The following is a 22,070-nucleotide window of genomic DNA, read 5'->3' as shown; positions in this document are numbered from 1 at the left end:
GTAATAAATTAATTTGTTACATTACATAACGCAACATTTTTATAGAGATAGATGAAAGATACAAATCCAGCATGAGGAGATACTAATTTTTAGTATCTTGTCATATTATTCCCCGATTTAGAATCGGTGTGATACAGAAAATCTGTATCAGAAAACAAGCCCTTTTTGGGAAGTTTTCGAGATATAAAAAAATATAGGAGGTTAAATAAAGTGACCATTGAAATTGAAGAGAATGTTGATCTTCATCATCGGGCTGATATGGAACTTTCGTGTCCATTCTGTCATACTCATACAATCTCCACAATTGTTAATCATGGAACTCTTCGTATGAAGTGTAATGAATGTGGTATGGACGCTTTTGTCACCAGAATACCCCGAGATAAAAGATTATCTGATTTTATTTCCCGAAGATTGATTGCATAGCTACCCAAAAATACTTGTCTTAATCTTTTGGGGAAGTGGAAAAATACATACTTTGGGAAAATTAATCTTTTTTCCCTTTCTTCTTATATAGTCGGTTGAAACTTTGCTGTGAAATGTCTGAGGATTCCAGGGTCATAAATCATTTTAATTCCTTTTATCTTATCCCTATTTTCATAAAGTTCTCCAATTGACTCAATAATATAATTAAGGTGTTCCTGAGAATAGACCCGACGTGGAAGTGCTAGACGAACTAAATCTAGGGGAGGAAATCTCCATGTTCCATCCTCTTGTTTGTGAGCAAACATTACTGAACCTATTTCAACAGCTCTAATACCATACAATTCATAAAGTACAAGGGTTAGAGACCATCCAGGAAATTCAGATTGTGGGATATGAGGGAGAAACTTACGGACATCGATATTAACTGAATGACCTCCAATTGGTATTAATATGGGGACATTTTTATGTTCCAATCCTTTTCCTAAGTATTGAAGTTGCTGATAGCGGTAGCTTAGATAATCTTCCTCTAGAACTTCTAATAATCCTCTCGCTAGAGCTTCTAAATCTCGCCCCGCTAGTCCTCCATAGGTTGGAAAGCCTTCTACAACTACCATACGTTCCTTGATTTTACGAGCTAATTCCTCATTATTTAATCCGATAAATCCTCCAATATTAACCAAACCATCTTTTTTCGCACTCATTAAACAGCCGTCTGCGTAGGAAAACATTTTTTTGGCAATTTCTCGTGGTTTAAAATTTTCGTAGTTCTTTTCACGTAATTTAATAAAATATGAATTTTCAGCAAAACGGGCAGCATCAAAGAAAAAAGGAATTTTATGTTTTTTAGCGATTTTTGAGACTTCAGATATATTGTGCATCGAAACAGGTTGTCCTCCCCCAGTATTGTTTGTTATAGTCAATAAAATCATAGCAACATTATTGTTTTTTCGAATTACATTCTCCAAAAGCTGAATATTCATATTTCCTTTAAAATCTAAATTAATAGATGTGTTAAAAGCTTCTGAAATTACTAATTCGCGAGTTTTAGCACCTGATGTTTCAATATTAGCAAGTGTTGTATCAAAAAATTGGTTTGAGATCACCATTTTTGTTTCATTTAAATCCAAGGCATAACAAATTAGATTTTCTGCAGCTCTTCCTTGATGTGTGGGTATAACATATTTATAACCTGTAATCTCTTGGACAATCTTTTCTAGGTTGAAAAAATTTTTACATTGAGCATATGCTTCATCTCCTAACATAATGCCAGCCCATTGATAATCGGACATTGCAGAGGTCCCAGAATCTGTTAACAAATCAATAAAGACCTTTTCAGCTGGAATATTAAAAATATTGTAAGAAGCGTTCTCTAGGATCATTTTTCGTTCTTGTCTTGTTATCATTTTAATAGGTTCAATTACTTTAATTTTGAATGGTGGGGGTGGTAACCGTTTACAGAAATCAGTCATAGAATAACCTCAAACGTTTTCTAAACAGTTTTTAAGACGAAACCCTGCTTCTATAATCTCAGGAACTGATAGGTACCCAAAAGAGACTCTAATATTATTCGTTGTGATATCTCCGAATTCATTGCCAGGTACAACAATAATTTTGGCTTGATTTAAAATATATTCAGAAAATTGATTCCCAGTCATTCCAGTTCCTGAAATTTCTGGATATATGTAAAATGCCCCGAGAGGATTATAGTTTAGAGTAATACCATCAATTGAGGTGAAAGCTTTTATTACTTCAATTCTTCTATTTGCGAGTTCCTTAAGCATGGCATTTCTAATTGAAGGAGGGGATTGAAGAGCAATTTTTGCAGCAATTTGACTTGGTGTGCTTGCACAAGCTGTATTTAACTGATGGATTAGACTAATAGGTTTGATATAATTTAAAGAACCAATAGCATAACCAATACGAAAACCAGTCATGCAATAAGTTTTGGAAAATGAAGAAAGAATTAAAACATTTTCTTGATCAAATTCTGCTGCACACACATGTCTATGATTTTCATAAGTAAGTCCTTCATAGGCATCATCAGCGATTATTAAAACTCCTGCATCATTTGCAGTTTCTATAACATTCTTCATCTTCTGTCTCGACATTACACTTCCTGTAGGATTGCATGGAAAATTAAGTAGTAAAATCTTTGTTTTACTCGTAATAGCTTCATTTAATGTTTCACAATCAAGCTCAAAATGCTCATTTAGAGGGAGAGAAATAACTTTTCCACCACAGGCTTGAACTTGATTACGATAATATCCAAAAGCAGGATCTGGAATCAAAATCTCATCATTGGGATTTACAAGGGCAAGAAACGTGTCAAAAAGAGCTTCTAGACATCCTGAGGTGACTAAAACTTGTTCAGGATTATAATCGATTTGATATTGAGAACGATATTTTTCAACAATTGCCATTCTTAATTCAAGAAGACCAGCATTTGAGGTATAGCTATGACTTTTTGGGTCATTCAATTCCTTCTTGAGTTGTTCAATAATTTCTGGCATAACTGGAATGTTTAAATTACCTAACCCAAAAGATAAAATTTTGAGATCAGATGATTTTGATAATTCGTACTCTAAATCAAACAATTTTCTTAATCCTGAAGGTCGTATATCGTGAATTCTATTGGCATATTGGACTGTTTTTAAAGAATTGGCCTTTTTTTTCATGATAAAAGCAAATCCCTGCTGTTGAGATTATATTGTTGTGGATTGTGCAGAAAAACTGTGTAATTCGAAATTAACTTTCTGTATTTCGACAAAGAGAAATTACTTAAAGGAGGCTTTAAGACCTTTTTTAATTATGTAAAAAGTTGGATATATAATGCTCAAATTACCTAAAATTATTTTGGCTTCAAATTCACCCGCTCGTGCTAACATCCTTAAGCAGATAGGATTTTCTTTTGAAATAAAACCAAGTAATATTAAAGAAACAATATCATCTATTAATCCAAAGGAATTAGTTACAAAAATTTCCTCTCAAAAGGCATTTGCTGTTGGTAACGAGATCTTGAAACAGCAAGATGACATTTCAGCAGTGATTATTGCCTGTGATACAATTACTTTAAATGGTTCTGGAAAAATCATAGGAAAACCTCTTACATTTACAGAAGCCAAAAATATGTTAGAGGGATTTTCTAATAAAGTCCATGACGTAATTACGGGGTGCACATTGTTAATCCTACCTGAAAGAACAGAATATCAAAAGGTAATTGTAACAGAAGTAAAATTCCGAGATTTATCTCAAAATGAAATTAATTTTTATCTAAATAACGAAAAATGGAATTTAAGAGCAGGTGGTTATGCTATACAAGATTTAGGGGCGATTTTAATCGAAGAAATTCGAGGTGATTATTATAATGTAGTTGGTTTACCAATTCATTGGGTTTGGGAGACAATGTACTCGCATTATGGGGAGAGTATATTTTCATTAGTGAGATCTTAGGTAATAAGGGGATTGAGAATGAGATTAAGCTGCATTATTTGAATGCACTTTGAATAGAGATGTTCTCATATCACTAAAGTTTGCCACTTTTTTTACTAATCCGAATTTTATCAATCGTTTTAGTGCATTTCGAATAGTCCGATCTGAATAAGAACACTTTCTTTCTAAATCCCCAGATGTTAAGGGGCCCTCTTGACTTAAAATTGTGAAAACAATTTGGGCGCTTCGTGGAAGTGTAAATATTCCAATATTTGTAGAGTATGACTCATCTAATTCACTTTTAGGTTGATCAATTTTTAACATTTATCATTTCTCCAAGAGCAACACTTTTATGAATATTAAAGACCCCCATACCCTATTTACTTCCCTTATTTCGTTTTGAATTCATCTAGTATCTGTTTGTGTTGGTGTTGTTGATGTTTATAAATGTAGCTATTGATGCATCGCGTAATAAAATCTATTTTGAATGTAGAATTCTTCTTGGAAAAAAATTTAGGTCTAAAAAGTATAATGAAATAGGGAAAAAAGGCAAAAATAAACGTTTTTCTGGAAAAAATAGCTTAAAAAAAAGTTAAAAATAGTGGAACAGACCAGAGCTTTGGTACATCCACACCTGGGGAGTTTATCTGACTGAGCTCAAGGCCCAGACCCTCTCAAGCATAACCTCATGATCTTAGGACTGCTCATTCCCATGTCTCATCCGATTTGACCTTACATTCTTATTCTTCTCTCCAGAAGAATCTCAGCGTGAAGTCACCATGGAGGAGGACCTTTCATTACTACAGGGTCAGAGAACCTCAGCTCAGGGTTTCAGTCTCTCAGTTCTGGATTTAAACCCGTCATATAGCGATTACGTATAGCTGGGCCGCTAAACCAGCCGGTCTACTGTTCCGATCTTCACCCTCCATTCCAACTTAAAAAAAGCATTGCCTAGGAGAAATGATAAGAGGTTAACTGAAACGTAAGAATGTATAAATACCCGCTAAAAACTCAAAATCACCAGACTCATAAGTAAATTCGATGATGAAAACTAATGTCTCTTTCAGATAATAGAGCAAGAGAATCAAAAACACTTCATCAGGTGCTAACTGATATTGTTAACTCCTATGATGGGGTTTATTCCGGATTCTGTGTTGATACTGATGGTCTTCTTATTGAAGAAGTTAATTTGGAAGGAACCATGGGGAAAGAAAGTTCTTTAATATTATGTTCATTAGTTGCAGGTATACACGCAAGTTTAGAAACGATAGGAAAGGAAATAGGAAGTTCTCCTTGGGTATCATTTACCTCAGAAAGTGATAAGTTCAAGCTATTACTTCGGGATATGGGTCGAATAGCCTTTTTAGGAATCCTAGCAGATCCAAATGTTGATTTAGAATTACTCAACCTTATAATTGGTCCTGCAATTGATGCTATTCTCGAGATTTTACAACAAGGACCGATTAAGCGCAATCTACCAGAACTACCTTCTTCTTTATCTATTTCTCAAGCTGAATTAGATGAAATTTTGAAGTGAAACAAGTGACAATATATGGGACGTCCTCCAATCCGCGATTCGCGCATTCCTTGTCCGAATTGTAAGAAAAGTACATTATTCTGGAATTCAGAAGAAAAAATCTATGTTTGTACTTTATGTGGGATACAAGAACCAGCTTTAGAAACTTGGATAAGTTCTGGAGTCTATAGGCAACAAAAGAAGAAAAATAGAAGAGTAAAAGAAAGACAATGGGCTCTTGATATCCTAGGTGTGAAAGATAAATTAAACCAAACCAAATTATCTGATGCAGAACAACAATGGGATGAAATTAAGCGATTAATAGAAGAGAAAAATAAAAAAGTTAATTATTCATTGAAAAATAAGAAAAATAAGTTGAAGAAAGCTAAAAGAGTGTGAAAGTTCAGAAATGAATCCATTAGATTCAAGTAAGAGTATTCCTACCAAATTCTTTCTAGCTCATATTATTTTTGATGAGGAACACGGGCCTGTTTTAAAATCCTATTTCGCACATGAACTAAATATCCCTAAAATTATTTTACAAGGGGTGACAACTACATTATTTACAATGGCAATAGGAGTTGGTGAGCCTACTGGTGAACCTGATACAGCAATAATCCCAATTAATGTGACAGGTATACAAGGTAGAGTTTTAATTCATTCGTTTGTGATAGAGGACTCTCGTGCTAGAGGCAAAAATCGAATAGAAAGTTTTATGTTATTTATTCCTCGATCTCATCAAGATAAACTATTGCAACACTCATTAACAGTATCAAATATACTTCAGGAAGCGATTCAGGATATTAAAGTTCATAATGAGCAGTTTTATCCCGAATATATTTTAGAAAAAATATTCAATAACATCAAAAAAGTTTTACTGACGGAGATTGATAGTTCTATCCAAACTATTGTTAGTGAAATGTGTACGGAAAAGGAAACTGTTGTCATATCTGATGGTACAATAAGAGCTGTTCATAATCTTATTTTATCTCCTGAGATTATCTCACTAGTAAATCAAATCCATTCTTTGATAATAGATTACGAAGGAGAATTGAAAATATCAGGAACTTTCTTTGATGCTCTCCCAATAGAAATTCATGGGAAAACATATAATAATCAACAATTTTATCTTATCGCCATAGAAAATAATTTCGTTATCGCATTTAGTTCTGGAAAAGGGAGATTGGGAAGTCTATTCCGAATTTTCAGAGAAATTTTATGGGAAATGAATGTACGGAATGCATTTAAACCAAAGGTTCACATATCAAGATATAAAACAACTATTGAGAATGCGATAGATCTTTTTCCAGATAATGATTATATAAATGCTAGTTTTGAATTTCTAAAGGGATATTCTCCTATAGTTACAGACGTTTCCTTGTTAAAATGTTCTAATAACAAAGTAACAGCTTTAAGATCAAGTAATGAACAAATAATAAAAAAACATGCTTTTATTTGTCAAATATATAAAGAAACCAATCATTTATGTACTCGTCTTTTTCGAACATCATTGGTACAAATTGTTATGTCTCAACATGGTTCTAATACAATTGCTTTAGAATGGGCAAAGAATAGTACAAATGATATTTCATTATTCATGGTTGGTGACTCAACAAAAGGAGTAGGACTATTAAAACTGGTAAGCGAGCAAGCTCTAGAATACCAAAATAAGAAATGAAATAAAATTGGTATGATTATGAAAATTACAGTTGATCTTCATGCCCACTCTGTTTTTGCAGGAGGAACTCAAGCCTTAAAACTTTCCTCTGAACTTATGAATGAAAATAGAAAAAAAGCACTAAAACACTTAGAAATAACAAACCAAACAATGCCATTGAAAGGAATCGATATAATAGGGACAGGAGATTGCCAATTTTTACCTTGGACAAAAATACTCAAAAACATACTTCTAGAAGAAGAAAATGGTATATTTATTATTCCTGATGAGATTAATACTAAATTCGTCTTGCAGAGTGAAGTAATTTTTACAGCTCCTATAGGAGTACGATCTAAAATTGTTCATCTCCTTCTCCTTTTTCCTAGTTTTAATTCGGTTGATCGCTTTCGTGAATATTTAGATTCATGGGATGTAAAGCATGAGAAAATGGCTAGACCTTTCATTAAATGCCGAGGTTCAAGCGAAGTATCCACCAAATTGAATTCCATCTTAGATATAGATGATTTAATTGAAGCGATACCTGCACATATAATGACTCCACAGGGGATTTATGGATCAGATATCAGAGTTAATACACTTAAAGAGTTTTTTGGTGATGTTACATCCCGAATGACTATTTTTGAAACCGGTCTTTCTGCAGATCCTGAATTTTTATCACTTATCCCTGAACTGGATAATCGTGTATTAATTTCCTGTTCTGATGCTCACTCTGGAGCTCTACATCGAATGGGCAGGGAATTTACCATTATTAATTTGGCAAAAGTAACCTATCCTAATATGATAACTGCTTTACGAAACAAAAAAATTGAACTTACAGCTGAATTTCCACCCGAAGAGGGAAGATTCTTTTTGACTGGTCATCGTCCTGGAAGAAAGAGTCCAGGAAAACACGGTTTGAAAGAATACTGTTATTTTTCTCCTCAACATGTTCCAACAAATGATATTTGTCCTATATGCAACAAAACACTAACCATTGGTGTATATCAACGATGTTGTGAGATAAGTAAAGCCCAAAATGCTGATAGGCGTTTAGGTGAATTTCAAGTTCATAATAAATTTATTAGAATGGTTCCATTGATAGATATTCTCAGTGACATTTATAAGATTAAGACAAAAACAGCAAAACGTCTTATTTCGATGTATCAGAAGATAGTTGAAATTATCGGCCCTGAAAGTACTCTTTGGCAACTTCCAGTCTCCAAACTTAAGGATTCTTTAGAAGGACAAATAGATGAGATTTTAATAAATGCAATCATTCAAGTAAAGAATGGTGTCTTTACTTTTCATCCTTATGGGTATGATGGTACATATGGCTCATTGAAAATAGGACAAAAGGGTAACTATCAGGATATCAAAGTAGTTCGATCTAACACTCCAATTCAGACCCAATTATGAGCCAAAATATGTGGTATTTGTGGAATGAAAAAAGAATTATGTTTAAGATGTAAGGGGGGGAAATTTCTATGTGGTATTTCTTATTGTCCTATTATTGTTAAAAATAAGGCATTAGCTCCTATACGTAGGATCCTTCCATCATTAAAAAATGAATATTATGGGCCTAGCCCTCCTAGTATATTTGTAGGCCGATTTGGGTATCCAAAAGTCTATATTGGCCCAATGGGCGCGATGAATTGGGATAATATTGAAATTATGGATGAACCTGATAAATGGAAGACAGATCTCACTCTTGAAAATGTTATAGGCATACGAGCAAAGCTTTTTCGATTTATGGGAGAACCTATTAATGTTTCTGATATATCTTCATCAAGTAAAATCTTGGAAGTAACTCAAGAGCAAATACAAGCTGATAATCCTATTGATTTAGAAATAAAATTTAGTAGAAAACCGAAGATTGACCTCAGTTTTAATAATTACACCCAACCACTGGGAGTCAGATTTAAAATTGACTCATTAAAACTGGTATCTAATCCTAAAATTAATACTACACTAGAAAAAGTTGTTAATGATACTGATCTTAATGCTTTAATTGCAGTAGATAATCTTTACCAGTCCAAATATTCTGTGACTCAGATTTCACGAGTTTTATCAGCTGGACTTCTAGGTGAAAAAAATAAGCGAAAAATTGTCCCAACAAGATGGAGTATAACCGCGACAGATGACATTATAGGGAATTCAATACGAGAAAGAATTAGCACATTTAAACCTTTAGAAGAATTTTTAGTATTCCATAATTCCTATTTGGACAATGATTTCTGGACACTCTTTATCCCTAAAGATTTCTGGCAATTTAACTATCATGAATCTTGGAAGCAAGGAAGTTCTTGGAATCCCAGTGATCCTTCTCCAGAAATTTTAACTGATAATGAAGGGCCTAATGGTAGAAAATACTATGCTACAAATACTGTTGGAGGCTATTACGCTGCAAGGTTAGCCATTCTTGAAAAGCTAGAGCAATTAAAGAGGGTCTCTTCAGTTGTTACAATCCGTGAGGTTGGTAAAGGTTATGCTATTCCTCTTGGAGTATGGCAAGTTCGTGAAAACATGAGAAAGTCATTAATTCAACCACATGCTAAATTTACTTCATTAATTGACGCTTTAAAATATATTGAAAAACAATTAACAGTTCCTCTAAATTACTATTATCGTAGAAGTCCAATCTTAAATCGAAAGACATTAGATGATTTTTTTATGAGTCTCAAACAACAGTCTTATTAAGTATTAATTACTAAAAAATGAAATAGAGAAGATGTGTTATTCTTTTGAAATTATATGAGAATAGATTTATGTTCTAAGGAGATGTGAGTACTATTCAATGGTTTATTATGATTCATTAACTGCTGCTATTACGAGATATTATGTATTTAATGGAGTATTTAGGGAAGGTGAGGAATCTATCACATTTGTTGATGTTGATTCTGAACTTCATGATGTAGCACGCAATTTAGAACAGGAATTCGCAGGGAGTGCCCGTGCGTTCACGGTTGAATTAGACTATTTTGATGAGGAGACACATCTAGTTGAGATAATCCTTGGTTACACATTTTGGCCATATGAAGATGATGATTCTGAAACAGAGCTAATTTTAAAAAGTGTGAGAGAAGAATTTGAGAAAATTGGTTTCATTGAAGATGATGCGTATTATTTAGGGGATGGCCCTGACATTAGATAAGGAAATCTAAAACTTTACCAGAAATGAAGGAAATCCTTAATTTTCTCGCCATACAAGCCATTAAAGGTATAACTAATAATTTGAGGAGGTATAATTCCAGCTTCTGTAATATAGGCTGCAATGTTTCGACGATCAATTGTTTCAAAAGCGGGATTTAAAATTCTGATACCTGGGGGAACATTTTCATTCCATATTTCAAAGGGTGCTCTCATTTCAATCTCACTAAGACGTCCAATACTAGTAGCTTGATCATACTTAAGTAAAGGAGTGCAAATATACAATGGGATATGCTCCTCTTCAGAAGCTAAAGCACACAATCTGGAACCGATTTTATTTAGAGCTACTCCCTCAACTGTTATGGCATCTGCACCTAGAAAAATCATATGAGGGTTGAATTTATTCATTGCCCACCTCATTGCTGAATCTACAATGTGTGTTACTTTGATATTGTTACTTAAAAGAATTTTTGCGGTTTTACGTCCTTGATATAATGGTCGAGTTTCTGTATTAATTACTTCGAAATCTTTCCCTTGTTTTGCAGCTTCTAAAAAGATTCCTACTGTAGTGGAAGAGTGGCAATGAGTAAATACTCTTGCTCCATTTTGGATTCTTTCTGCCCCTATTTTGAATATCTTTTTCATTGCTTTGTTAATTAACTCAATATAAGATTCTCCTAATTCAATAGCATTCTCCTTCCCTAATTTCCCTCGTACACCGGTCATAACAAATCTTAATCCATTTCTTAACGCTGGTTCAGTCACTCTAACACTACTTAGTTGTTCAACAACGAATTCAAGATGATTTATTAATTCTTCTCCTTTTAATGGAACTGTTTGTGTATGCTTGGCAAATGCACGTACACCGTAAATAGCGACATCTGTAGCACCTTGGATGGTAAGATTTTGGATATCTTTCATTGTATCTTTAAGTTCCTTATACTCCTTGGTAATTGCAAAGTCGTTTGACATAATTATTCCTCTTTTTGCTCCTACATCAAATAATACCTTTTTTTATCCTCTTCTAGTTAATCTAATTAAATTTTGTTCTAATGATCTTATTTGTCAAGATTTTTGAATCAGGATATAATTATTTAAGTGAAGATAGTAAAACAATCTTTCAACCCCCTACTAGGTAGTTTTATAAGATTTTATGATATACTCAGTAGTTTTGGTGCTTTTTCATGTCAAGTATTCTACGTAGAATTTTCAAAGGGAAAGAAACCATAAACTACGAAATTGTTATCATTGGGTTAGATAATGCAGGAAAAACAACGATTGTAAACCGTATGCTACGATCTGAATTTATCCCTACAACCAGAACTTTAGGTGTTAATTATCGAACTGTTAAATACCGTCAGATATTATTTAATATCGTTGATTTGGGTGGTCAAGAAATATATCGGAATCTACTATGGAAACCAGCTCTTGAAAAACGAATTTCAGCCATTGTCTTCGTACTAGACTCTGCAGATATTAGATTAAAAGAAGCTTCTGAAGCTTTTTGGGAATCCATTAAACATAATCCCGAGGCACCTGTACTATTCATTGCTAATAAAATTGACCTTCCAGGTGCTAGACCATTTGATTCTATTGTTAAAGATTTAAATTTAACCCATGCTGTTCGTTCTTCTCGTCCAGTTGGATTATTCCGAATTTCTGCAAAGACAGGGGAGAATTTCTATGATGCTTTTGATTGGTTAGCAGATGTTTTATCAGGATCTGAATCAACTTTTCGTTGTAAACTTCGTGTAGTCATCATGATTGATTTAGAGTCACATTCGATTTGGACTGCTAAGTTTGTAAATATCTCCAAAACCATCCTAGATCAGTTCAATAGTGGAATAAGCGAAACAATGAGTCAATTAACGAAAAATCCTGTAGGAATGGAAGTAATTACAGCTTCTGATCTCCAATTAGTGGTTGTTAAAACTCATCCCCTTGTCGTAGGAATGATAATTGGATATTCAGACTCGGTTGTCCGGTCAAAGCTAATTGCAGAACGTTTGATGAAAACTGCTTCCTCCTCAATCGAAATTGATCAATTTGATTCCCATGTACTTACTAAATTAATAAGAAAACAATGGCCGCTTGATATATATAAACCTAAACAAGATTCTGAGGAAAATAATGAAGAAGTTTAGCTATAAATAATCCTTCAAACCAAGAATATCTTTACGGCCAATTTCTGATCTCCCGAGAAATTTTTTCTCAATTTCTTCAAATTCCCTCATAATTTTCTCATTAGAGCTTGGGTGGACTGATTTCATTGCATCTTCAAAGTGTCTTGATTCTATTTTTTGAGTCTTTAAATCCTCTCTAAGGGCAATCATAACCGCTTCACGGCATATGGCTTCAATATCGGATCCGACATAACCTTCTAGCTTATGTGCAAAGTTAGCAAGGTCAACATTGGGTGAAAGTTTCATACCTTTAGTATGGATCTGAAGAATCTTCATTCGTGAATTCTCATCAGGAGGTGGTACAAGCAAAAGACGATCAAATCGTCCAGGCCGTAAAAGTGCTGGATCTATCATATCTGGACGGTTACTAGCAGCTAAAACCACTACATCTGATAAATTTTCTAAACCATCTAAAAGAGACAAGATTTGGTTAACAACACTCTCTGTTACATGGCTTCCTCCAGTGAAGGCTCCTCTTCGTGGTGCAATTGAATCTAATTCATCTAAGAAAATAATTGAAGGTGAAGCTTGCTTTGCTTTTCGAAAGACTTCCCGTACAGCTTTTTCACTTTCTCCGACCCATTTTGATAATAATTCGGGTCCTCTGACCGCAATAAAGTTAGCTTGACTTTCGGTAGCAACTGCTTTTGCTAATAAAGTTTTTCCTGTTCCTGGTGGGCCAAATAATAATATACCATGAGGAGGTCTGACACCATGTCGCTTAAAAATTTCTGGATGTGTAATAGGCCAATCTACAGCTTCAATTAATTTTTGTTTGACATCTTCTAGGCCTCCAACATCTTCCCACATTATATTGGGTATTTCTAGTAAAACTTCTCGCATTGCAGACGGTTCAGTGATTTTCAAAGCTTCATCAAAGTTTTCTTTTGAGACAACTAATTTTGAAAGAATCTCCGGAGATAATGGTTTATCAAAATCAATTTTTGGCAAGATTTTTCGTAGGGTATGCATTGCTGACTCTTTGGTTAAAGCTGCAATATCCGCCCCGACAAATCCATGAGTTTTAGCTGCATATTCTTCTAAATCAACATCCTCTGCTAAGGGCATTCCACGGGTATGTACAAGAAGTACTTCATATCTCCCCATTCTTGAGGGAACACCTATTTCAATTTCCCTATCAAAGCGCCCAGGGCGTCTTAAAGCAGGGTCAAGAGCATTAGGACGATTAGTAGCTCCAATAACAATTACTTTTCCACGACTTTTCAAACCATCCATGAGAGCAAGGAGTTGTGCAACCACACGACGTTCAACCTCTCCTGTAACTTCTTCTCGTTTCGCAGCAATCGAATCTAATTCATCTATAAATATAATAGAAGGAGCATCCTTCTCTGCCTGTTGAAAAATTTCTCTTATACGCTGTTCACTTTCACCATAAAATTTAGACATGATTTCTGGTCCTGCTATTGATACAAAATTAACTCCCGACTCATTAGCGACTGCTTTGGCAAGAAGAGTTTTTCCAGTTCCAGGTGGGCCATGAAGAAGTACTCCTTTGGGTGGATCTATACCCAATCGTTCAAAAAGCTCCGGATGTTTCATAGGAAGTTCAATCATTTCCCTGACTCTTTTAATTTCTTCTGCTAATCCTCCAATATCCTCATATGTGACTCGAGGAAGCATACGAAGATCTTTAGGAGCTTCCTCAATAATATGGACTTCTGTTCCATCACCTACAGTGACAATTCCATCAGGATCGGTGTTAACTACAACAACTTTTATTTCCCCAAGACTTACTGGACTGGATGCTCCAAAAAATCTTGAAATGAATTCATCCATCCCTTTACCAGGTGTACCTCCAGAAGGTGGAATTTTACGGATCTGCCCTGTAATTACAAGTAGATCTCCTCTTGAAATAGGATGATTCTGTAATCGTTCTCTAATAATATCAGATTTAACAAGTAAACGAATTCGTTCCTCTGCAGGAGCAATAGTAATATGTTTTGCTTCTCGTTTTTTAATTGCTCTAACACGAACTGTTTCTCCCAAACTTGTACCAACATTCCCTCTAATAAGACCATCCATCCGTATAATACGTTTTCCTCGGTCTTCCCTTCTACCTGGAATGACTAAAGCACCAGTCTTCCTTCCCCCTGGTCTATCGCTAGAAATTTCAACAATATCCCCAGTTTCTAGGTTAAATTCACGCATAATTGAGTAATCAATTCTTACTAATCCTCGTCCAACATCACTTTGGTTTGCTTCAGCAACCTTTAATGTTAGACCTATATCCTCTTCAGACATTTTTCATCAATTTTCCAAATGCAAAATCCCTTTAATAATAAAAAAGTACATCTTTATTTATATAATTGAATATATGACCACACCGATATTCATCACTAGAAAACGAGAAGAATAAAAAATAGCCTTTAGTTGCCTATCCTCAATCAACCTATAATAATAAATACCTAATGAACCATTTATAATAAACTAGATTAAAATGAATCTCAAAATAAAAAAAATTAAATCATTTTGATTTAATCAATAAATTAAGATATTCTTTTGCCTTTAAAACCGTATTTTTTGCTTCCCCATTCTTATCAGATGAGAAAGATATGATTAACATTATATTTTCCCCTTCTTGATATGTTTTTGGAAGAGATTTAATCCAAACATTGAATTTTTCTCTTACTTGGTCTAAAAAAGGTGCTAACAATGATTCATCAGTAAAAGGAACTATTAGATTTTCTTCGTAGAATTCTAAATGTTCTTTTTTCTGAATATCATGGAATTGAGGTTCAATAATAGAAAACATTTCTTGCATTTCTTTAGGAACTCCAGGTAAGCAAAAAATCCAACAATTGGAAGGTTTATGATCCAAAAATATACCTGGTGCTGTTCCAACAGGATTATAAATGGGTTTTGCCCCTACAGGCAAATAAGCCATCTTCTTTCGTGCTGAGGTAATTTTCTCTGTATCAACCAACCCATTTCTATACAATTCTTGGTAACGCTGAGTAACAATATTAATTCCTTCAGGGTGGATTTTAAGGGGAACATTTAAGGTCTCAGCTAGAAAACTCGCCGTGGAATCATCCCAAGTAGGGCCTAATCCTCCTGTTATTATTATTATTCTATAATTCTTTTTAATTAGGGCATTAGTTAATTCTGATACAACTATTTCTCTTTCATCTGGAAGAGTTAGGATTTTTTTCACAGTTAATCCAAGATTAGTTAATTTTTCTGCTAGAAAAGTGGAATTTGTGTTTACCGTTTTTCCTGAAAGCAATTCATTTCCAATTGCTATTATTAAGACTTGGTTCATTAGCAGCACCATTAAAGGATGAGTTTTAGATTATAAAATGATAAATCCTATTGAATTTATGTATATTGATTTGAATTGATAAGAGATTCATACTCAGATTAAGTCATTAATAGACAGCATATTTGAATAGAATTTTTTAAGTAATTGAATTAGATTATATTTTAATAAGGTAAGACATTTGTGAAAGAATGTTTTAAGCATAATATTAAATTATATAGTATGGACAAGTAGCTTTCTCAAAGAAAGAAAGCAAGAGATTATATTATGGATGCTAGGAAAATGTCATCGGTAAACAAAGATCTAGTTTCCAAGGCTCAGATAGTGGTTATTCGTGATTTAACAACTGAATTACGTTCAATTGACCCCACAGTCCAAGTATCAACAGTAAATGAGGCCCAGAAACTAGTAATTGAGATTGAAAGAATAGAAAAAGAGCTTAAAACTGCTGGGTTCTTTAAAAAAAGAGGACTAAAAAAATCTCTTGATCAAAACCTTGTTCAGTATAAAAAACTTACAGAAGACCTTTTAAATACGTTGCTTGTTGGATTTAGAAAAATTTACTTTGATTTGGCAAATAATATTAAAGAAATTGCCAAGTTTATCCCTCAAGAGACAGAAGCGATCAGAAAGCTACAAATTCCGAGTTTCAATCCTGACCAAATTATAAAATTTAGCTCTACAGTTTTGAAAATTTATAATCAGATCTCCGAAGTATTAAGAGGGAAAACCCTTTCAACTCTTGTTTTTAACCGCGAAATCGTTGATTTATATGGCAAATTCATAGAATTTAATGAAGAAAAAATCCGTTTAACTAGTAAAATGACAAAAGCAAGCATACATGTCATGACTATTCCTGATTTGTTAACATTATATGATGATTTAGAAACAGAAAATGCCTATTTGAAACAAAAACAAAAAGGAACCGAAGGTAAAATTCAAGTTGCAATCATCCAAATGATCTCAGAACTACAACAGCATCTAGACACAGTTGAGTCTATTGGATTAAATCTAGGAGATAAACCTCTTATTTTGAAACAAGAACTACTTGAAATTCGAACAAAAATTGAAGGAACGATCTCCGTTGAAGAATTACTTGATTTAGAAAAGCAATTGAACAATATAAGTAAAGAATATATTAATTTATTACGAACCTATGAAATTTCACTTAAAACCGAGACAGAAGATCAAATTGGTAGGATTCTCCAGATTGTAGGAGATCAGCCAATGGATATTAGCAATACCTCAACTCCAGAAATTGATGTTTCTACTTCTTCGATTCCTATTATCATTCAAGATATTGAAAAAATTCGGTCTTGGTACCAACAACAATTATTAAATGCGAAAAAATTAGTAGGTACTGCAGAATTAATTAATGCCTCAAAGACCATTGGGGCTATGAAAATTCCAACTCCTGAAAACTTTGTTGAAAATATACATGAAATTGAAAAGGAAGCTGAAAAAACTCAGGGTCTTCAGAATTGGGTATTTTTAATCAAACGATTTTATGATTTAAAATCTCAATTAGCAGAAGGTTGTCAAAACTACTTTTTCCGTTTATTAGAAAATCCACATATCCAAGAAGTGATTAATGTCAGTAATGGGCCTCCAATTCCAACAATAAAGGATTTTGATTCCCTTACTACAAGTGAATTAGTTAATAAGGCACGAGAAATTAAGGAATGGGAAACTCGACTCGTTGCTTTCTTTTCAAAACCTGCACAGCAAAGTTTACGTCAAAATTTGATAAATCTTTATGATTCTCGCGAAAGTATCCAAAAAATTCTCTCGAATGATCTTAAAGAAAAGATCGAAGTAATAAAAGCGCAAAAAAGCTCTGATGATATTGAGATAAGAGAACTTGTTAAAGAGATTGAGAGTTTAAATCGTCTCAATCAAAGCATTAAAAATGAACTTTGGAATGCTATTGATAGTGAAATTCACCCTATTCTTAATCAGCTAATAAGTTTGGAGACAATTCCTCCCAAATTGAAATCTCATGTCCCTCCTTTAGTCTTTGATGATCTTAAAGCGTTCCGTGAAGATATTAATGTGGCTTCAGAAGGCTCAATTCAAGAGTTATTGGATGAATACGAAAAAATTCCTGTTTGGAAATATAAAATATCCACCCGTGTTCGGGAAAATCTGAAAACAATCCCTTTTCCTCTTCTTCCAATCGAAACACAATATGATTTACGTGAAAAACGTAATGAAATAGTTTCATTGGTTGATAAATACGCTGAAGCAGGTGATATCGAATCAATAATTCGGGATTATATCTCATTCTTGGAAAAAATTGAAGAAAATAAAAATGAGATATTAGTTGAGTTAAAAACACGGTTAGAAAGCTTAGAGGGTGTTGATAAACGACTTTATAGATTATTTAAGGCCCAAAAGGTCTTAGTTTCTTATACACCAGAGAGAGAATTTGAAAATCTTGATTATTCTGAAGCATTAACAGAATATTGGCAATTAAAGTCTTACATTGAACGTAAATCTGCAACACTTGCAGAACAAATGGAAAGAGAAATTTCTTCTCATATTCAAGACTATTCCAAACTCCCACGACAGTATGCAGAGTTTTTTGATAAAACAGTTGATTTAATGAAAGAACGGATGGAAGAAATTAAGACTCACAAGGATATTGTTCGTTTAGTTAACATTTTCGAAAGTTATAGTCTTGAAAGCCTCCAGATGGCAAAGGATTCCCTTGCTAAGCTTCATCAGAATTTATATAACTGGATTAGGGTAAGCTTACCAAGAATTAACGAAATTGCACCCCTTGATCCAGTAATATTTAGTGCAGAAGAAAAAATATCAAATTTTGAACCTGAAGAGGTTTCCCATGAACGTCTTGCTCACAAATTACGACAATTAATTTATTTGTATGACACTGAAATTGTTGCTATCTTGTTATCACAAGCAGTCAATGAATCACGAAATGTCTTAAAAAATGTAAATGATTTGAAAGAAGTTGGAATAAATATCATCGAATATGTCGGGCATTATATTGAACGATTTAGCCAAATTATTGTGAAAAATCAAGAAGATGTTCAACTCAAAGAGATTACAGAAGTTTTTGTAGAAATTGATCAATTACAAAACGATTCTAAAGCATGTAAGGCTATAAGAGATATGGGAACGAAATATATAACTGAAATTCAAGAGACTATTGAATATCTCTTTTTAAATTATCAAAAAGATCTAAGACATGATGAACGTATTGATTTAATGTACTTAAACAAATTTCAGGAGACCGCAGCTACTAACCATGTCGGTAGATTAACAAAAGCTATCTTAGAATTAGCTGGAGTCCGGCAAATTATAATTAATATTGTCAAACAAATAGAAAAAGAACAAAATGCTGTGGTTCAATCTGAACTAGGGAAATTTGAATATTATTCTAATATACAAGAAGTATACAAACATTATACAAAAGAAGCATCTAAGAAAATTTTCCCTTTGTCAAAGTTGGTAAATGATCGGGAAGAATTAATGTCATCACATGATTTACGTTTCATTTTAGAACTACTTCCCCAAATTGATGATCAACGTGAAGAATGGAAGAAGGTTGCAATTCAGCTAAATAAGTGGCATAGGGCAATAAGGATGTTTCGTCCTAGATATATTCCAACAGACAGCCCAGAAGAAAATATTCGACAATTCAAGGAAATAGAAAAAAAGATATCGGAAACATATCCTAATAATAGAGTAATTCGCGCCTATCTATCCTTAGCGATGAGATTATTTATTGAATTGAAAACTGGAGTGTCACTACTGTAAATCTAGCATTCTTATATAGTAAACGAACATAAAGATGAGAAATTTGAAGAAAGAATAGAAAGATATCAATTGGTAATAAAAATGGAAACTGTTAATTCAAATACTTCACAGGTATTCTGTATAGGTTTAGGGGAATGTGGTAGCAATCTTGTAGGGAGCTACCTAGCTAGATCTAAAAAAGGTGAACTTCCACCACGAATTCGTGAATATTTAGTAATGAACACGGATCGGGGTGATTTGCTTAAAGCAAGACAAAAATATTCAATATCGTCGAAACGAACTTTACTTTATTCTGATGCTGAAATTGGTGTGGGTGGGAAATTTTCTGCGGGATTTGATGCAGTTATTAGCTCAGAAGATATTATACTCAATCAATTACAAGCGCTCGGATACGAAGGAATCAGTGGATTTTGCATTTTCACTAGTTTTGGAGGGGGCACAGGTTGTGGAGGAACTCCTGCGTTAATTCGTTTGTTAAGAAAAAGATTTGCAGAACAAGAAAAACGGAAGATTTTCATTTATGTTTTTGGTGTTCTACCATTCAATAACCAGTCAAGTGAAGCTGTGAATAGTGTTTGGGCTTTGTCAAAGCTTCTTCGTTTGCAGCTAGAAGAGGGAAACATGGGTCCTGATCTAATACTTCTTCTTTCTAATCGAACAATGCTTGAACGGGTGCTTAGTATGCAAAGAGGAGAATCTGTAGATCTTTTAAGCAGACAAACTGGAAATGATTTAGCTGATTTAAGTAAAGAGAAATTAAAGTCAACAACTCCAATAATATTAGGACAAGATTCTAATGAGTTTCCAACTCAACTCGAAGAACAATTTGTGGAGTTAATAAATCCTCTTGCGTTGGAATCAATTGCTGAAATGCTTTCGCCTGGAGTCCCTGAAATAGGAAAAGAGGTACTTCCAACTACTGATATCGGAGATTTTGCATTAAAACTTGATAGTGTTGTAGTTCCTGCTATGTTTAATGATTTAACTGTCTTTCCTGAAGTCGGAGGAATGGGATCACAGCTCAATACAGCAATTGAATATACAGTTTCAAACTGTAGTCTTACCAATATGGGTAATAACCCTGCTGCTTCATCGGTATTTTCTGTATTGAGTGGATCCCGGGATATTGCTCGGGTTGAATTTGATCCTTTTCTAAAAAAATCTCTTACGCCTTTTTTAGCTAAAGGAGCAAGTATTTCTCCAACTTATTGTGCTTATGATGATGATGCCACCAAAGCTTCCTTACTTCTCTTATTCGGTCTTCCAAAGATTCCAGAACTTCATGACATTCTAGAAGAGGCCAAATCATTGATCCAACTACATAGCGGTGACTCCGAGTTAAAACAACATTGGTTCAAGCGTTCAAAAGGTACAACCCGAGAAGAATTAATTAACGCGGTAAATGATCTTGAGAAATTATTTGGTTATTACATTACACCAGAACAGAAATCAACATAAGGTGCTGGAAACAAGTGGATGAAAAAAATTCACCTCCTACTGACCCTCATAATGCTTCTTCCTCAATATCTCTGCCTTCTGATTTAAAAACAGAGTTTTGGAAATCACGAGGAAATATGGGAGAAAAAATTAATACTTTAGTAGGATTAAATGTCCTTACACTAAATCTCACAATAAAAATCCTTCTAAAACTATCAGAATCCCTACCTGTGCCAGAAGATATTATGCGAGAAGTACGATTAATTAATGATTTCATTATAGCGCTTCAGGCTCAACCTGATTCTGATTTACAGTTGATAGAAAAAATAACAACTCTTCAATCAAAATTAGATGGGTTACTTGAAACAGACATTCCAAAAGAAACTTTGATAATGGAAGTAAATGATCAATCAAAACCTATTATAGCTGCAAAAGAACAAATAGGTGTTTTTGACTTAGATCCATATTATACCGATTCTTGGGGATTGATAGAATCATTGAGATCATTTATGGATAACTATACCAATCTGTCTCATATTGCGTTTCCCTATTATTATTTTGAAGGCTGTAAAGAGATTTTTCGATTTAGAATTCAAAAGGAAATAAATGACGTTCCTAATCATGAAATATACCAGATCCCTTCCCAAAAGTTACAGGAACTGATCGAAAAATTATTAAGAGAAGCTCCATCAGCTCGTTTGTTACAGAATTTAAAAAAGTTGTTTCCTGATGAAACTGGAAAGGAAATTCTCCCTTTTGAAAAAGAAGAAGTCCAAGATATAATTAAACAATATTTTTTTAATGTCTCTGCATTTTTATTGGGCAAAAGAAATCTTTCCGACTCACTAAGAGTGTCAATGAATGTACTACGGGGTTTTAATCTTGGCCCAGGTGATTTGGAAACACGAATTCCAAACGTTTCGTTTAATATTGTTAAATCTTGTTATCAGGAAATGAAAATGTATCCACAAGATGAATTCAGACAATTTCTTTATTCAGAAACAATGATTCTTATCCATAAAATCAATGATTCTCTTTTAGCCAATGAAAGATATGTTCGTTATTTAAGACGTTTAAAATAGGATGGACTTTCATATATGATACGATGGACCAAGTCATAGCATATTTTATACACCAAAAAATCCTTATTGAAACAAATTATTTGAGCACTAAATATAATAAAAACGATCCTGAGATATTATTTAAAGATAAAAA

18 protein-coding genes are annotated in these 22,070 nt (G+C 33.7%); 12 read left to right on the top strand and 6 right to left on the bottom strand.

Going from position 1 to position 22,070, the window contains the following annotated elements; all coding sequences use genetic code 11:
- Positions 1-210 precede the first annotated feature (210 nt).
- Entirely contained in the window at positions 211-423 is a 213-nt protein-coding gene (locus tag ACWVCY_RS03035) for a hypothetical protein (protein ID WP_455140214.1), read from the top strand.
- An 83-nt stretch (positions 424-506) separates the two neighbouring features.
- Here the strand turns inward: ACWVCY_RS03035 and ACWVCY_RS03030 are convergent, their stop codons facing one another.
- The gene (locus tag ACWVCY_RS03030) at positions 507-1,892 is read right to left on the bottom strand and encodes a tryptophanase (RefSeq protein WP_455140213.1); all 1,386 of its coding nucleotides are present in this window, start codon (positions 1,890-1,892) and stop codon (positions 507-509) included.
- 9 nt (positions 1,893-1,901) lie between these two features.
- Positions 1,902-3,098, bottom strand: coding sequence for a pyridoxal phosphate-dependent aminotransferase (locus ACWVCY_RS03025; protein WP_455140212.1), 1,197 nt, complete (start codon positions 3,096-3,098; stop codon positions 1,902-1,904).
- 154 nt (positions 3,099-3,252) lie between these two features.
- Here ACWVCY_RS03025 and ACWVCY_RS03020 point away from each other — a divergent pair, with 154 nt between their 5' ends.
- Complete coding sequence (locus ACWVCY_RS03020) at positions 3,253-3,873, top strand: Maf family protein (protein WP_455140211.1); 621 nt, start codon at positions 3,253-3,255, stop codon at positions 3,871-3,873.
- Between the two features lie 24 nt (positions 3,874-3,897).
- Here the strand turns inward: ACWVCY_RS03020 and ACWVCY_RS03015 are convergent, their stop codons facing one another.
- Positions 3,898-4,176 (bottom strand): MarR family transcriptional regulator, encoded by a 279-nt coding sequence (locus ACWVCY_RS03015; RefSeq protein ID WP_455140210.1) that lies wholly within the window; start codon positions 4,174-4,176, stop codon positions 3,898-3,900.
- A gap of 730 nt (positions 4,177-4,906) precedes the next feature.
- Here ACWVCY_RS03015 and ACWVCY_RS03010 point away from each other — a divergent pair.
- The 6 genes from ACWVCY_RS03010 (at position 4,907) to ACWVCY_RS02985 (ending at position 10,176) form a co-directional block, all read left to right on the top strand.
- Positions 4,907-5,389 (top strand): roadblock/LC7 domain-containing protein, encoded by a 483-nt coding sequence (locus ACWVCY_RS03010; RefSeq protein WP_455140209.1) that lies wholly within the window; start codon positions 4,907-4,909, stop codon positions 5,387-5,389.
- Between the two features lie 15 nt (positions 5,390-5,404).
- The gene (locus ACWVCY_RS03005; RefSeq protein WP_455140208.1) at positions 5,405-5,767 is read left to right on the top strand and encodes a hypothetical protein; all 363 of its coding nucleotides are present in this window, start codon (positions 5,405-5,407) and stop codon (positions 5,765-5,767) included.
- 10 nt (positions 5,768-5,777) lie between these two features.
- A complete protein-coding gene (locus tag ACWVCY_RS03000) occupies positions 5,778-7,046 on the top strand; it encodes a hypothetical protein (RefSeq protein WP_455140207.1) in 1,269 nt (422 codons plus the stop codon).
- A gap of 18 nt (positions 7,047-7,064) precedes the next feature.
- Entirely contained in the window at positions 7,065-8,441 is a 1,377-nt protein-coding gene (locus ACWVCY_RS02995) for an endonuclease Q family protein (RefSeq protein ID WP_455140206.1), read from the top strand.
- A 24-nt stretch (positions 8,442-8,465) separates the two neighbouring features.
- Positions 8,466-9,722, top strand: coding sequence for a hypothetical protein (locus ACWVCY_RS02990; RefSeq protein ID WP_455140205.1), 1,257 nt, complete (start codon positions 8,466-8,468; stop codon positions 9,720-9,722).
- A gap of 97 nt (positions 9,723-9,819) precedes the next feature.
- Positions 9,820-10,176: a hypothetical protein gene (locus tag ACWVCY_RS02985; RefSeq protein ID WP_455140204.1), complete on the top strand. Its 357-nt coding sequence runs from the start codon at positions 9,820-9,822 to the stop codon at positions 10,174-10,176.
- A gap of 14 nt (positions 10,177-10,190) precedes the next feature.
- On the opposite strand, the gene ACWVCY_RS02980 is transcribed toward ACWVCY_RS02985, so the two are convergent.
- Positions 10,191-11,144, bottom strand: coding sequence for a translation initiation factor eIF-2B (locus ACWVCY_RS02980; protein WP_455140203.1), 954 nt, complete (start codon positions 11,142-11,144; stop codon positions 10,191-10,193).
- Between the two features lie 212 nt (positions 11,145-11,356).
- On the opposite strand from ACWVCY_RS02980, the gene ACWVCY_RS02975 reads away from it, so the two are divergent.
- Positions 11,357-12,316, top strand: coding sequence for an ADP-ribosylation factor family protein (locus ACWVCY_RS02975; protein ID WP_455140202.1), 960 nt, complete (start codon positions 11,357-11,359; stop codon positions 12,314-12,316).
- Here the strand turns inward: ACWVCY_RS02975 and ACWVCY_RS02970 are convergent, their stop codons facing one another.
- Together ACWVCY_RS02970 and ACWVCY_RS02965 are read right to left on the bottom strand one after the other, a co-directional pair.
- Entirely contained in the window at positions 12,317-14,617 is a 2,301-nt protein-coding gene (locus ACWVCY_RS02970) for a CDC48 family AAA ATPase (protein WP_455140201.1), read from the bottom strand.
- A gap of 223 nt (positions 14,618-14,840) precedes the next feature.
- The gene (locus tag ACWVCY_RS02965) at positions 14,841-15,638 is read right to left on the bottom strand and encodes a competence/damage-inducible protein A (protein ID WP_455140200.1); all 798 of its coding nucleotides are present in this window, start codon (positions 15,636-15,638) and stop codon (positions 14,841-14,843) included.
- Between the two features lie 264 nt (positions 15,639-15,902).
- On the opposite strand from ACWVCY_RS02965, the gene ACWVCY_RS02960 reads away from it, so the two are divergent.
- The 3 genes from ACWVCY_RS02960 (at position 15,903) to ACWVCY_RS02950 (ending at position 21,937) form a co-directional block, all read left to right on the top strand.
- On the top strand, positions 15,903-19,418 hold the full coding sequence (locus tag ACWVCY_RS02960) for a hypothetical protein (RefSeq protein ID WP_455140199.1): 3,516 nt from the start codon (positions 15,903-15,905) through the stop codon (positions 19,416-19,418).
- A gap of 81 nt (positions 19,419-19,499) precedes the next feature.
- On the top strand, positions 19,500-20,876 hold the full coding sequence (locus tag ACWVCY_RS02955) for a hypothetical protein (RefSeq protein WP_455140198.1): 1,377 nt from the start codon (positions 19,500-19,502) through the stop codon (positions 20,874-20,876).
- 14 nt (positions 20,877-20,890) lie between these two features.
- On the top strand, positions 20,891-21,937 hold the full coding sequence (locus tag ACWVCY_RS02950) for a hypothetical protein (protein ID WP_455140197.1): 1,047 nt from the start codon (positions 20,891-20,893) through the stop codon (positions 21,935-21,937).
- Positions 21,938-22,070 lie beyond the last annotated feature (133 nt).

The sequence above is a fragment of the Candidatus Hodarchaeum mangrovi genome, assembly GCF_975850365.1.
Note: the sequence above shows the minus strand (reverse complement) of the source record. Positions and strands in the feature narration are given on the sequence as shown.

Coding starts and splice junctions, on each gene's coding strand:
- ACWVCY_RS02990 (WP_455140205.1), top strand. CDS start 8,466: ATGAAAAAAGAATTATGTTTAAGATGTAAGGGGGGGAAATTTCTATGT.
- ACWVCY_RS02975 (WP_455140202.1), top strand. CDS start 11,357: ATGTCAAGTATTCTACGTAGAATTTTCAAAGGGAAAGAAACCATAAAC.
- ACWVCY_RS03005 (WP_455140208.1), top strand. CDS start 5,405: ATGGGACGTCCTCCAATCCGCGATTCGCGCATTCCTTGTCCGAATTGT.
- ACWVCY_RS03015 (WP_455140210.1), bottom strand. CDS start 4,176: ATGTTAAAAATTGATCAACCTAAAAGTGAATTAGATGAGTCATACTCT.
- ACWVCY_RS03025 (WP_455140212.1), bottom strand. CDS start 3,098: ATGAAAAAAAAGGCCAATTCTTTAAAAACAGTCCAATATGCCAATAGA.
- ACWVCY_RS02970 (WP_455140201.1), bottom strand. CDS start 14,617: ATGTCTGAAGAGGATATAGGTCTAACATTAAAGGTTGCTGAAGCAAAC.
- ACWVCY_RS02995 (WP_455140206.1), top strand. CDS start 7,065: ATGAAAATTACAGTTGATCTTCATGCCCACTCTGTTTTTGCAGGAGGA.
- ACWVCY_RS02960 (WP_455140199.1), top strand. CDS start 15,903: ATGGATGCTAGGAAAATGTCATCGGTAAACAAAGATCTAGTTTCCAAG.
- ACWVCY_RS03030 (WP_455140213.1), bottom strand. CDS start 1,892: ATGACTGATTTCTGTAAACGGTTACCACCCCCACCATTCAAAATTAAA.
- ACWVCY_RS02965 (WP_455140200.1), bottom strand. CDS start 15,638: ATGAACCAAGTCTTAATAATAGCAATTGGAAATGAATTGCTTTCAGGA.
- ACWVCY_RS02980 (WP_455140203.1), bottom strand. CDS start 11,144: ATGTCAAACGACTTTGCAATTACCAAGGAGTATAAGGAACTTAAAGAT.
- ACWVCY_RS02955 (WP_455140198.1), top strand. CDS start 19,500: ATGGAAACTGTTAATTCAAATACTTCACAGGTATTCTGTATAGGTTTA.
- ACWVCY_RS03010 (WP_455140209.1), top strand. CDS start 4,907: ATGTCTCTTTCAGATAATAGAGCAAGAGAATCAAAAACACTTCATCAG.
- ACWVCY_RS03000 (WP_455140207.1), top strand. CDS start 5,778: ATGAATCCATTAGATTCAAGTAAGAGTATTCCTACCAAATTCTTTCTA.
- ACWVCY_RS02985 (WP_455140204.1), top strand. CDS start 9,820: ATGGTTTATTATGATTCATTAACTGCTGCTATTACGAGATATTATGTA.
- ACWVCY_RS03020 (WP_455140211.1), top strand. CDS start 3,253: ATGCTCAAATTACCTAAAATTATTTTGGCTTCAAATTCACCCGCTCGT.